Genomic DNA, 13,606 nt, shown 5'->3' with positions numbered 1-13,606 from the left:
CACCTAAGGACACAAAGTGTCGAGGTGGCTCACCGCACGCCCCCCGGAAAGCGAGCATCCTGGAACGGAAATCAACCACTTTCAAAAATCTACAGAGGAATATGCCCAATAAAAAAACATCAGCGCGAAGCCGATGCTTTATTTCATACCTAATAATGTTTTGATCTTTCCAAAGAAACCTTTGTCTTCTTCTAGTGACAGAAGCGGAACAGACTCACCTAATATTCTTCTTGCAATATTTCGATAAGCGATAGAAGCTTTTGAGTCAGGCTGTAACGCAACGGGTTCACCTTTGTTTGCAGCTTTTATCACGTTCTCATCATCGATCACGACTCCAAGAAGCTCAATAGAAAGCACGGAAACGATTTCATCAACATCTAACATATCACCGTTCTTGGCAAGATGATTGCGAAGACGGTTTACAATCAGTTTAGGCGGTTCCATATCCTCTTGTTCTAAAAGCCCAATAATGCGATCAGCATCACGCATAGAAGCAGTTTCAGGGTTTGTTACAACGATTGATTTATCCGCACCTGCAATGGCATTCTTAAAGCCTTGTTCGATACCGGCAGGACAGTCAATAATGACATAATCATAGTCTTGTTTTAATTCCTGAACGATTTTCTTCACTTGTTCAGGGGTAATGGAAGATTTATCTTTTGTTTGAGCTGCTGGGAGCAGGTACAAGCACTCAAAGCGCTTATCTTTTATTAATGCTTGTTTAAGCTTGCAGCGTTCTTCTGCAACATCAACAAGATCATAGATGATTCGATTCTCAAGTCCCATTAATACATCCAAGTTTCTCAACCCGATATCAGTATCTACAAGACATACTTTTTTTCCAGAAAGAGCTAGAGCAGTCCCTAAATTGGCAGAAGTCGTCGTTTTACCGACTCCACCTTTCCCAGACGTTATGACTATTGCTTCTCCCATGCTTCATTCCCCTTTCTATAGCAAACTGTTCAGTTTCGGTCTTAATCGATGAACAGCATTGATTCGATCAATACGAATCTGTTTTTCTTCATTGGATATGTAAGCAAACTCCATCTCATTGCCTATTTCGGGATAAGAGTCTGGCGCTCTATTAATATAATGAGCAATCCTTAGTTGAGAAGGCTTCATTACGGATGCTGCAATGATCGCTTCTTCGTTACCTTTCGTGCCGCAGTGAGCAATTCCTTTTAGCGAACCAAGAATATAAATATTCCCTGTCGCCATAACAGTTGCTCCTGGATTTACATCGCCGATCAGAAGCAGGTCTCCTTGGATATCAAGTACCTGACCTGATCTGACGACTTTTGATACGGTCACAACTTGAGCATCTTTTCTCATCTCTTCAGCTTCAGCTTTTGTGATAACATTTGAATCAAAATCATCTAGAATAAGATTTTCTTTTTGTTTAAGAACTTCTGTTAACTTTTCTTCTTGTTCCGCAGTCAAATAACGATTTCCTGCTTTTACTTTAACGGATATAACAGGTCCGCTTAACATTTGGCTGCTTCCGGCGGTTAATTTATCATTAAGCTCCTCGATTAATAGATCGAAAGAACACTTATCATCCAACAATAAAACGAGGCCATCTTTTGTTCCTTTAATTGTTACGTTGTGCTGGAGTTTTTGTACCATTGCCATTGTTCACCTCAACGTACTAACATTCGACAGCTAGGTCTAAATTCCTCTTCGCAAAAGTTAGTTTTCTTTTAGAGTATCTTTTATTTGGTTCAACTGCTTTACAAACGGATAATAAATGAGTATCGCAAAGAAACCGTTTAAGATGAGGGTAGGCAACAATCTTTTATACAGGAATACATCTAACATCTGAGTACTGATCCCTATAAGACTGTTCAAACCGTATACAAAAAACTCTAATATGGAAACCCCTACTACGGACAGAAGTAAAGTCACGATTAAGTTCCCAAATAAATACCTTGAAAAGATTGATGTAATATAGGCCGTAGCAGCCATAGAGAACAAATAAACACCAATGATGTCTGTATAGAGAAGGTCAGTGAGCAAACCAAAAGCAAGCCCATACAACAGTCCGTATGTGGTGTTTACATACATAGCAACAAACAAGATTAATACCATCGAAAATCGGGGGACAAGCTGCCAATCCATACTATTATCCTGAGGCAAAAAAGCTTGTACTAAAGAACTTTCACTAATAAATGCTAGATAGATAAGAAAAGGAAGAAAGACTTTTTTCATCATTCTTCCTCCTTTTCTCTTAAACTTTCATCCACTGCAGGCATTTCGCGTTCAAGCACCATCACATGATCAATATCATAAAGATCTGCTGAAGGCTTTAAATAAGCCGTTTGTGTCAATCCCACTTCATCTGGTTCAATATCGATTACTTCTCCAATGAGTAGATTTGGTGGAAAGACATCTCCGAGACCAGAGGTGATAACCTTTTGGCCTTTCTTAATCTTCGCATCTACCGGAATCTTCTTAAACACCAAAGCTTGTTTTTTTGCATCATAACCTTCAATCGTTCCAAAGATGTTCTTTTCACCTTGAACGATGGCAGAGAAACGATTCGTACGGTCATTGTCACTAATCAACTGAACGGTTGATTGAAACAAAGAAACATTAGTAACTTTGCCAATAAACCCTTGTGGTGAAATGACTGCCATCTTCGGTTTAATACCATCTTTTTCCCCTTTATTGATGTAGATAAATTGATTCCACTGATCAGGGGAGCGTCCGATCACAGTACCTTCTCTCACTTTAAAGTCGGTAAGATCTTCTTCTTTGTCTAATTGTGCTTTAAGTGTTTCGTTTGTTTTTTTAGCTTCCTCATACTGTACATAAAGTTTTGCGTACTCATCTAACCTAGCTTTTAACATTTGATTCTCTTTGTAGAGCTGCTTCATTTCAGCTAAATTCTCAAAGAAACCCGCTAGTGTATTAGCGGGTTTATAGAAAATCGTTTGTGTTAGTCCTGCAGAATCTTTTAAAAACTGTTCAGGTAAGGTTAGGCTTTCCCTTTTTTTCATCGAAAAACCAATCAGAGCTACTAGAATGATGATGCTAACTAGCAGAATGATAAGGCGTTTGTTCGAAAAAAATTGTGGCATGAAAATACACCTACTTACTTGGATTTAGATCTAGAAGTTATACCAGCCTTGGATTTAAAGAGGTGCAGGTTTTCAAGCGCACGGCCAGTTCCAACTGCTACACAATCCAACGCGTTCTCAGCCACAATAACAGGCATTTTCGTCTCTTCGCTTATTACTTTATCCAAGTTTCTTAATAAAGCACCTCCACCTGTAAGAACAATACCGCGATCCATAATGTCAGCAGCAAGTTCTGGTGGTGTTTTTTCAAGAGTTACTTTAACAGCATCCATAATGCTGTTTACAGTATCACGCAACGCACTGGAAACTTCTTCCGCCGTAATCGTAATCGTTTTTGGAAGGCCTGTCAACAAATCTCTACCGCGGATATCCATATCCTCAATTCCATCAGGTGCACCAGCAGAACCGACTTCTAGCTTAAGAGTTTCAGCTGTTCTTTCACCAATCATAAGGTTATAAGTCTTTTTAATATAAGCGATGATCGCATCGTCCATTTCATCACCCGCAATACGAATTGACTGGCTAGTAACGATTCCACCTAGAGAGATGATCGCAACTTCAGTCGTACCTCCACCGATATCAACGACCATACTTCCTGTTGGTTCCCATACAGGAAGATCGGCACCGATTGCAGCAGCAAAAGGCTCCTCGATTGTGTAAGCTTCACGAGCCCCAGCTTGTTTAGTCGCATCTTCAACCGCACGTTTTTCAACTGCAGTAATTCCTGATGGTACACATACCATGACATAAGGTTTACGTGCAAAAACTGAACGGTTTTTTTGGGCTTGCTGAATAAAGTATTTCATCATTGTAGCTGTCGTTTCAAAGTCAGCAATAACTCCATCTTTCATAGGTCGTACGGCAACGATATTACCAGGAGTACGGCCAATCATATTCTTAGCAGCATTACCTACCGCTTCAATTGAACCTGTGTCAGTACGCAAAGCAACAACGGAAGGTTCACGCACAACAACACCCTTGCCCTTCACGTAAACAAGTGTGTTTGCAGTTCCTAAATCAATTCCTAAATCTCTTGAAAATCCACCAAACATTTATGTAGACTCCTTTCATCAAGCAAAACTCATAAGTTTGATTATACGCTAAAGAAGAAACAAAAGACAATGTTAAACATATCCTTTTTCTTTTAAACTTACGTATCTTTGATCACCTATAATGATGTGATCCAACACTTCAATTCCTAGCATCTTTCCGCACTCTACTAATCTTTTTGTCACTTCAATATCTTCCCTGCTAGGAGTAGGGTCACCACTCGGGTGATTATGAAAACAGATGATCGAAGCACTTGAGCGTTTGAAACCTTCTTTAAATACTTCTCGCGGATGTACAATAGACGTATTTAGACTTCCTATAAATACCGTTTTTTTATAAAGTACTTGATTTTTTGTATTTAAATATAAACAAACGAAATGTTCTTGCTGTAAAAAACGCAGCTCATCCATCAGATACCTAGCTCCATCTTCAGGTGAACGTATCGTGTACCTTTCTTCAAACTGAAGACGGCTAATACGTTTTCCGATTTCTATGGCAGCCATCAGTTCCACTGCTTTTGCTGACCCTATACCATTGATTTCTTTCAATTCACCAATCGTTGCTTCTTTTAGATGCCTTAATCCTTCAAACTGCTGAATGATGTGATGGGCAAGTTGGATAGCAGACATTTGCTTCGTACCCGTTCTTAAAAGGATAGCTAACAATTCATAGTTGGAGAGCGCTTCAGGACCATCATTTAAAAGTCTCTCTCTCGGTCTCTCCTGTAATGGGTAATCTTTTATCATAAGCGGCTTCGTTACCACTTACGTCCCCCCTATTATTCAGTCTTCGTGACTGACTCGGTGAATGAAAACCCGAAATCTTTTAGTGATCGAACCACCATAGAAATCGGTAATCCAACAACATTGAAGTAATCGCCTTCGATTCTTTCAACTAATAGCGATCCTGACCCTTGAATTCCATAACTTCCAGCTTTATCAAATGGTTCACCGGTGTTTAAGTACCAATCAATTGTATTTTCATCTAAAGTGTGAAAAGTAACACTTGTCTTAACAGAGAAAATCACTTTTTTTGTTTGATCTATTAAACAGACCCCTGTGTAAACTTCATGTGTTTGACCCGAAAGCATCCTTAACATCTTGGCAGCTTCAATCCGATCTTTTGGTTTACCAAGTCGATTATTCTGATAAGATACGATGGTATCTGCACCTATGATCACACAATCTGGTTTCTGATTAAAAATGTCTGCAGCTTTCTGCTCAGCAAGTGATTCTACCAGTCGACTTGGAGTAAGGGAATAATCCATTTTTTCTTCAAGTGTACTTGGATACGTTTCAAATGGAAGTAGCGTTAATGACAGAAGTTCATATCTTCGAGGTGAAGCAGAGGCTAATATGAGGCGTTTCATGTAATCACCTTTCATCTAATACATTGATGTATAGTTTCGTATAGATTTACAATAGCAAACTTGTAAAAATTAGACAAATCACGCCGAAAAACATACTTCTATTAGTTTTTCGGTTCTTTACAGCATTTTATGAGGGCAAATGATTAAATTCATAGACGAATTCCGACAAAATTCTAAAAACCTATCAATCAAGACATTTTGTTGTTTTACGCTATCACACTCAATACTGTTGGACACTAAAAAAGTATGACTCAATAATTGAGCCATACTAAGTTTCTTTAGTTTCTTCATTTCTACAAGATTGTTTCTTTCAAATACTTGTCTTGTTTGACAGTTGATTGGAGTGGAAGTGGCTCACCGCCTGCCCCACGGAAACCGAGCATCTGGAATGAAATTAATTACTTCCAAAAGCAACAAAGTTTAAGAAAACAGTCTATTTTAATGTTTCAAGCAGCTTCGTATATGACTGCAGACTATCCATTACTTTTTGCTGAAAAGCCCAATTCAGTTCTCCTTTTTTCGAATCCCTTAATGCTAGAAAGGCACCTTCGAGCTGCTTTTCAAAATCTGATGCTGCTTTCGTTGTACTTTCACTCCACTTGCCTTTCTGCCCTTTTCCATATTCTTTCCACTTGTTAAAATCGCTAAGTGTCCGATCAAGACCTGATCCACTTGCTTCTGGCATTTGAGAAAGTGTGAGCGTATTTTGAAGTAAAATCTGACCATTCGTAAAATAAGTTTCATCTAGCTTTGTTGGTGTTCTTAATTGATCGAAAGAAAAAGAGAGCGATTTAAAAAGTGGCTTATCCATTTCTTTTTGATAAGCTTCATTAAATGTATCTAACTGATGCTTCTCATTTCCAATGCCCACGATAACAGAATATTTCTCTTCTTCAGCTTTAAAAATAACTGCTGAAAATCCTTTCTCTTCTATGGACTTAACAACTCCTTCTGCTCGATCTTTTGATGAGAAGACGCCTGCTTGAAGTGCCGAAAAATCTAATTTTATCGGCCTGATCGTTACTGATTTATCTGAGTTAGCTACTTTTTCTGTATGAACTGCTGAAGTCTCTGTCACTCTATCTCCCGCTTCCGTGATATCTGAAGAGAATACCGTTAAGACCAGTACACCTAAAATCGTTCCCGTAACGATAGCCCCAATAATTGCTGCAATAATTTGCTTAGGAAAGCCTTTCCCGTTATTCGGAACAAGAAAGCTTGTCCTCTTATTCAACACATGTCCGTTCTTTCTTTTAAAGAAGTTTTCATGCTTCTTGAGAGAAGTTGCCAAAATCGTATATCCGCCTCTGTTAACTTCCTCGATGGCAGCAGCAACCTCATTATGAGCGGGCTGCTCTTTAACAGATGTTTGATCTTCACTATAGTTTTTTTCTTTACCATTGATTAAGATGGATATCTCTTGTTTCATATCATCCGCTCCTCTCTATCATCTACTAAAAACATATGCTTTTTTCGTTTTAATAGAACAAAAAAAGATAGGAACAAAAAAAATCTAGGGGCTACACTCCCTAGATTTTTTATCCGATATAAGCGGCAACTTTATTTCTTCCTTGCTGTTTTGCACCTGTATACATGGCACGGTCTGCATTCCGCATTAATGTAAGTGGATCTTCCCCTTGATGTGGAGCGGTGGCAACGCCGATACTTGCAGTTATATAAATGGTATGTCTGCATTGATCGGTTAGGTCATTGTAGATATCAAATCCTTGATCAGAAATAACAGAGCGAAGCTGTTCAGCTAATTGAATACCTGCTCTGTCTCCAGAGTCAGGCAGCAAGATAATAAATTCTTCTCCCCCATATCTGGCAACTGTTCCTCGATCAGCTATAAATTCCTCAAGCCTTCTAGCTAAGAGGATTAATACTTCATTTCCACTTTGGTGACCGTATGTATCATTCACTTTTTTGAAATGATCAATATCTAATAAAATGATTGAGAACTGCTTTCTGAAATATTCATAATTTTGATACATTTCGGTCAGAATGCTCTCAAAATATCGATAATTATATAAACCAGTTAAAGGACATTGTTCACTTTTCAACTTAGTGGATTCATAGTTCCTTGCATTATCGATCGCTACTGCCAAATAGTTTGCTAAGATTTCCAGGATGATAAGGTGATGCTTCTGAAAAGCGTGTTTTTCTTTAGAAGCAAAGGTGATAATTCCCACGATCTTTTGATTTCTGATCATTGGCACTGAGAGTACAGAGTGAGCTTTTCCTTGAAAGAAAAGTTCTGATATTTTCCGCCATGGCTTTAATTTGCTGTAGCGTATACTTTTACCGGTCGACCACACTCTTCCACTGATCGCTTCATGCTTTTTAATAGGAACTGTGGTGAGAATACCTTCTTCACTTTCATATTGACGGATGATTTTTAAATTTTCACCTGCATCCGCATCATATATAAAGGCAAAATCTACATTCATAAAACCGATCAGTCTTTCTATAAAAACATCCAATATGTGGTTTACCTTTAGATGTTCTGAAAGCTGCTGACCGATCTCACTGGCTTTTTGAAGAGCATCGTTAATCTGTTGACTTACATGATAGAGATTAATAATGATAGATAATGAAAGAAATGGTAGGCCGACATAAAAGATTCCAGGACGTCCTAGCTGAGAGTATAGAACATATAGCATAAGACCAACAGGAATAGCTAATACTTCGGATACGAAGTCCCAAACTGCATCACGCTCAATAAAAGCAACATCTTCTTCGTATAGTACTTTTACGATAAAGTAAAGACCTACATGATTTAAAACTAACCCTGTTAATACATAAGCCACTACAGGGATCAGATTAATAGATTCGTCTACTGCAAACGGTCCCACTTCACCTCCTAAGAGATGAAAGACCGTGCTTTCACAGATGATTAACCACGAAAACATGAGGGTGTTCGCCATATATCTGTAATATTCTTTGATCACATGAACTTTTAATGAGATGAACATCGCGAGTAAAGACAAGAGTGTTACATATAAGGCAACTGTTAGTCCATAATATAAGAAAACGGCGAGATTGATTCCAGACATGAAAGAGATGTTCGTATTCATCACTTTGATCGGGAAACAAGAAACAACGATCGCTAAAAAGCTTATTATACCAAGATCGATTACATTGATTTCAGGCTGATTACTTGTCATTTGAACAGCCGTCCAAATAGCGAGTGGGAATAATAGTATCCACGCCGCTATAAGAATCATACGTTTTTTTCTATTTGCCATACGAGTCGCCACCACCTTGTCCCCCTTCCAAATAAGAAATGCTTGAAATACACATCTTTTTTACTAGGACAAATTCATTATCTTTTATTTTATCAAAAGTTCAAAAAATTACAATAAATGTTATTCTGAATTTGTAAATGTTTTTCTAATTTCCGAAATAAAGTATAGCGATCCTGTAATGACAAGAATATCATCTTCCTGTAATCGCTCTTTTAGATGTTGCAATGCCTCTCTCCAAGAAGAGATGCTATATGAATTTTCCAATGGGCTATCTTTCAATAATTGTTCTGCAGATGCTGCTCTTGGAAAATCAAAGGTCGTAAAACACGCTTCGTACACGACGCTTACTAAGTCTTGCATCATCGTTGCATACGCCTTGTCTTCTAATGCCGCAAATAAAAGAAAGATTCTTTTTGATTCATAATGATTGATCAAAGTTTGTTTAAGTGCTGCAACGCCTTGCTGGTTATGAGCTCCGTCAATTATTATATCGGGTGATTGTGATACTTTTTCAAATCTTCCAGCCCAATTCGCTTTACGAAGTCCATCAGTTAACGTAGAAAGTGGAATTTCAAATCTACGAGTCCTTGTCAAATGCTTAACAGCTGCCACCGCGAGTCCTGCGTTCTTAATCTGATGTGTTCCCATCATAGAAATCTCTAGTTCTATACCACCATGATCTTCAGAGTCAGTATAGAGAAATCTTTCACCATTATTCTTACTCTCAAGGTGCACAACAGAAAAATCACGATCAAGAAAGTAGTTCTCTGCGTTCATTTCCTTCGCTTTACGATCAATCACTTCACGTGCTTCAGTTTGATCTGCTGTTGTAATGACGGGTACATCCTGCTTTATAATTCCAGCCTTTTGGAAGGCGATCTCTTTTAGAGTTTCACCGAGTATGCCCATATGGTCAAAGCCTATGTTTGTGATGAGACTTAAGATCGGTGTTATAACGTTAGTAGAATCGTAAAGACCCCCGAGCCCTGTTTCATATACAACAATATCAGGCTGTTTATCAGCGAAGTAAAGAAGTGAGATTACGGTGATCACTTCAAACTCGGTAGGACTTCCTAGATTGGTTAAAGAAACTTCTTCAACTAGAGGCTTAACGATTCTTGCATAATGTAGCAGTTCTTCGTCTGTAATAGGTACTCTGTTCAATGAAACCCTCTCATTGAACGAAATGAGATAAGGAGATGTGAACGTACCCACAGAATAACCCGCTTCATTCATGATGCTTCTAATATATTCAACCGTTGATCCTTTACCATTCGTGCCTGCAATATGTATACACGTTATCTTCTTTTCGGGATTACCTGTTCGTTCTAAAAGCCATTCCACTCGTTTCAGGCCAGGTTTTATACCAAATTTCAATAAGCTATGAATCCACTCTAGTGCTTCACTGTAAGAATTCAAGTTAATTCCGCCTTTCTAACCATAAAGAAGGCGAATCCCTGCTGAAATAAGGATCCGCCTCATATTTAATGATGTGTTAGCTTTGAAGTTCTTTAATACGCGCCAATACGTTATCATATTTCTCTTGATAATCCGCTTCTTTTGCACGCTCTTCCTCTATAACCTTTTCAGGTGCCTTCTTCATAAATCCTTCATTGCTTAATTTTTTCTGTACGCGCTCTACTTCTTTCGCGTATTTCTCAGCTTCTTTTTCAAGTCTCTTAATTTCTTCATCGATATTTAACAACCCTTCGAGTGGGAGGTACATTTCTAAACCAGTTAAAATTGTGCTCATGCTCTTTTCAGGTGCTGAAATCTCATCTGAGATAATAAGTTCCCCTGGGTTACAGAAACGAACTAAATAATGACGATTTGATTCGAGTGCCGAAAGGATCTCTTTATTCTTTGGTTTGATCTGTAGTTCAACTGGCTTACTCGGAGCAACGTTCATTTCAGAACGGATGTTACGAACTGAACGGATCACTTCTGTAATCAGCGCAAATTCTTTTGCTGCTTCAGGAAAATGAAGGTCTTCACGCTTTTCTGGCCAAGCAGAAATCGTAATCGATTCCCCTTTATGAGGCAAGTGCTGCCAGATCTCTTCTGTAATAAACGGCATGAAAGGATGAAGCAATCTTAGCGTTTGGTCTAACACATGAGCTAGAACAGAACGAGTCGTCTTCTTCGCTTCTTCGTCTTCCCCATAGAGTGGAAGTTTCGCCATTTCAATGTACCAGTCACAAAGGTCATCCCAGATAAAGTTATAGAGCAGACGTCCCACTTCGCCAAATTCGTATGCATCGATCAAACGTGTGATATCTTCTACCGTCTCATTCAATCTTGTTAAAATCCATTGATCTGCTAATGATTTTTTTCCGCTTAGATCAATCTCATCGTATTGCAGACCGTCCATGTTCATCAATGCGAAACGAGATGCATTCCAGATCTTGTTAGCAAAGTTCCAAGTAGACTCTACTTTTTCCCAATAAAAACGAAGGTCGTTTCCTGGTGAACTTCCTGTAGATAAGAAGAAACGCAATGCATCAGCACCATACTTCTCGATAACGTCCATCGGGTCTACACCATTCCCGAGTGATTTACTCATCTTTCTTCCTTCAGAGTCACGTACGAGACCGTGAATCAGCACATCGTTAAACGGCTTTTGTTCCGTAAATTCGATCGATTGGAAGACCATTCTTGAAACCCAGAACGTAATAATATCATAACCTGTTACGAGTACGTTTCCTGGGAAGTAACGCTTATAATCAGCCGCTTCCTCGTCAGGCCATCCCATCGTAGAGAACGGCCACAGTGCAGATGAGAACCACGTGTCTAGAACATCTGTATCCTGCTCCCAATTTTCCGGGTCTGTCGGTTCTGTCTTGCCAACATAGATCTCTCCCGTTTCTTTATGGAACCATGCCGGGATTCGGTGACCCCACCAAAGTTGACGCGAGATACACCAATCACGAATGTTTTCTATCCAACGCATATACGTATTCTCGAAGCGATCAGGAACAAAGTTTATTTTATCTTCACCTTTTTGCAGCTTGATCGCTTCGTCTGCTAAAGGCTGCATCTTAACAAACCATTGTGTTGAAAGATATGGTTCAACTACTGCTCCACTTCGCTCAGAGTGTCCAACAGAGTGAACATGTTCTTCAATCTTGAACAATACGCCTTGCTCCTGAAGATCTTTTACGATCTGCTTTCGACACTCAAATCTATCTAATCCTTGGTAAGCACCAGCATTAGCATTCATCTGACCGCCTTCATCCATTACAAGGATACGCTCAAGGTTGTGTCTATTCCCGATCTCAAAGTCATTTGGATCATGAGCAGGTGTAATTTTTACAGCGCCAGAACCAAATTCCATATCAACATAATCATCTCCAACAATCTCTATCTCACGTCCAACGATTGGCAGAATCGCTTTTTTGCCAATAAGATGTTGATAACGCTCATCTTTCGGATGCACTGCAATCGCTGTATCACCAAGCATCGTCTCAGGACGAGTTGTAGCTACTTCAATATGTCCTGATCCATCAGCTAGTGGATACTTCATATGATAGAACGCACCTTGAACATCTTGGTGGATAACTTCAATATCAGAAAGAGCTGTTTTTGTCTTTGGATCCCAGTTGATGATATATTCACCGCGGTAGATCAAGCCTTTTTCATAAAGAGTAACAAAAACTTCTTTTACAGCATCAGACAATCCCTCATCTAATGTAAAGCGTTCACGGGAATAATCTAGTCCGAGCCCTAATTTTGCCCATTGATTACGAATAAACTCTGCATACTCTTCTTTCCATTCCCACGATTTTTCTAAAAACTTTTCGCGTCCTAGGTCATAGCGCGAAATACCTTCTTCACGCAACTTTCCTTCTACCTTAGCTTGTGTTGCAATACCCGCATGGTCCATACCTGGAAGCCATAAAACATCATAGCCTTGCATACGCTTTGTACGGGTTAAGATATCTTGAAGGGTAGTGTCCCATGCATGCCCGAGGTGCAGTTTCCCAGTAACGTTAGGAGGTGGGATTACAATGGTATAAGGCTGTTTACCCTCTTCACTCTTTGCTTCAAAAAACTTACCTTTCAGCCAAAAATCATAACGATTTTCTTCTGTAGCCTTCGGATCATATTTCGTAGGCATCGTCAGTTCTTTCTGTTCGTTCGTCATTCTATTCTCCTCCTTTATTTCTTAAAAAACAAAAAAGCCCTTTCGTCAAAAAGGACGAAAGGACTCCGCGGTACCACCTTTATTTACGGCAAGTCTAAATAAACTTGCTGTACACTCATGAATAACGGATGGACCGTCTTCTCCTACTTCGTGTTTCAGAGAAGATGCTCAAGGGCGACTTCCAACTAACTTTCCTTAAGGATTCTTTCAGCAAATGAATCCTCTCTCTAAAAGGTGTTATGTTGTACTATTCCCTGTCTACGCGACAATATAGAATCTGAATATATTTTATACAACTTATCTGTTTTTAGTCAATAGTATTACCGTAACTTGTAAAAGTTATTCTATGCGTTTGATCGCCCTTTGGTGATAGCCTGTCTTTCACATTAATTATATTGTTGCATAAATTATAAAAAATGGGCGAATGGAGGGCTTGTCTTGTCTAGAAAGTATTTTCGAAAAACACGTTTTCCAGGGTGGTTTGTCACACTCAAACAAACAATCGGACAATTGACTGCGCCACTTATTGTCTTTCAGCTTTTAAGGACGATACTATTTCCATCTGCTGTTGATTTTATCATCCTTTTAACCTTAGTGATCCTCCATGTGTGTTTCGCTTATGATGTTCTTTAATTCTTTAATCTAAATAGTTTCTTAAAACTAAAAAAAGATCACATATAGTCGTTATATGTGATCTCAGCTTGTAGACAAAGTA

12 protein-coding genes and 1 other annotated feature are annotated in these 13,606 nt (G+C 38.9%); of the genes, 1 reads left to right on the top strand and 11 read right to left on the bottom strand.

Translation table 11 applies throughout. From position 1 onward, the window contains the following. Positions 1-138: 138 nt before the first annotated feature. The 11 genes from minD to P4V41_RS19040 form a co-directional block, all read right to left on the bottom strand. Positions 139-933 (bottom strand): septum site-determining protein MinD, encoded by a 795-nt coding sequence (gene minD / locus P4V41_RS19090; RefSeq protein ID WP_066396533.1) that lies wholly within the window; start codon positions 931-933, stop codon positions 139-141. A 15-nt stretch (positions 934-948) separates the two neighbouring features. Beyond that, on the bottom strand, positions 949-1,626 hold the full coding sequence (gene minC, locus P4V41_RS19085; protein WP_328086759.1) for a septum site-determining protein MinC: 678 nt from the start codon (positions 1,624-1,626) through the stop codon (positions 949-951). Positions 1,627-1,689: 63 nt separating this feature from the next. Next, positions 1,690-2,208, bottom strand: a complete 519-nt coding sequence (mreD, locus tag P4V41_RS19080) for a rod shape-determining protein MreD (protein ID WP_328086734.1) — start codon at positions 2,206-2,208, stop codon at positions 1,690-1,692. Beyond that, a complete protein-coding gene (gene mreC / locus P4V41_RS19075; protein ID WP_328086733.1) occupies positions 2,208-3,080 on the bottom strand; it encodes a rod shape-determining protein MreC in 873 nt (290 codons plus the stop codon). Before mreC ends, mreD begins: the two co-directional genes overlap by 1 nt. Positions 3,081-3,094: 14 nt before the next feature. Beyond that, positions 3,095-4,132, bottom strand: coding sequence for a rod shape-determining protein (locus P4V41_RS19070; protein ID WP_137788747.1), 1,038 nt, complete (start codon positions 4,130-4,132; stop codon positions 3,095-3,097). 72 nt (positions 4,133-4,204) lie between these two features. Beyond that, positions 4,205-4,876, bottom strand: a complete 672-nt coding sequence (gene radC / locus P4V41_RS19065) for a RadC family protein (protein WP_419181335.1) — start codon at positions 4,874-4,876, stop codon at positions 4,205-4,207. Positions 4,877-4,908: 32 nt separating this feature from the next. Then, a complete protein-coding gene (locus P4V41_RS19060; RefSeq protein ID WP_328086731.1) occupies positions 4,909-5,499 on the bottom strand; it encodes a Maf family protein in 591 nt (196 codons plus the stop codon). A gap of 433 nt (positions 5,500-5,932) precedes the next feature. After that, the gene (locus P4V41_RS19055; protein ID WP_328086730.1) at positions 5,933-6,928 is read right to left on the bottom strand and encodes a hypothetical protein; all 996 of its coding nucleotides are present in this window, start codon (positions 6,926-6,928) and stop codon (positions 5,933-5,935) included. Between the two features lie 109 nt (positions 6,929-7,037). Continuing rightward, a complete protein-coding gene (locus tag P4V41_RS19050) occupies positions 7,038-8,747 on the bottom strand; it encodes a sensor domain-containing diguanylate cyclase (RefSeq protein ID WP_328086729.1) in 1,710 nt (569 codons plus the stop codon). 120 nt (positions 8,748-8,867) lie between these two features. Continuing rightward, positions 8,868-10,166, bottom strand: a complete 1,299-nt coding sequence (locus P4V41_RS19045; protein ID WP_328086728.1) for a folylpolyglutamate synthase/dihydrofolate synthase family protein — start codon at positions 10,164-10,166, stop codon at positions 8,868-8,870. A 76-nt stretch (positions 10,167-10,242) separates the two neighbouring features. Then, entirely contained in the window at positions 10,243-12,891 is a 2,649-nt protein-coding gene (locus tag P4V41_RS19040; protein WP_328086727.1) for a valine--tRNA ligase, read from the bottom strand. Between the two features lie 47 nt (positions 12,892-12,938). After that, positions 12,939-13,161, bottom strand: a binding site (T-box leader). A gap of 168 nt (positions 13,162-13,329) precedes the next feature. Between P4V41_RS19040 and P4V41_RS19035 the strand changes: the two genes are divergently transcribed. Further along, entirely contained in the window at positions 13,330-13,524 is a 195-nt protein-coding gene (locus P4V41_RS19035; RefSeq protein ID WP_066396554.1) for a hypothetical protein, read from the top strand. The last annotated feature ends 82 nt before the right edge of the window (positions 13,525-13,606 follow it).

The sequence above is a fragment of the Fictibacillus nanhaiensis genome (assembly GCF_036213205.1).
Taxonomy (GTDB): Bacteria; Bacillota; Bacilli; order Bacillales; family Fictibacillaceae; genus Fictibacillus; species Fictibacillus nanhaiensis_E.
Note: the sequence above shows the minus strand (reverse complement) of the source record. Positions and strands in the feature narration are given on the sequence as shown.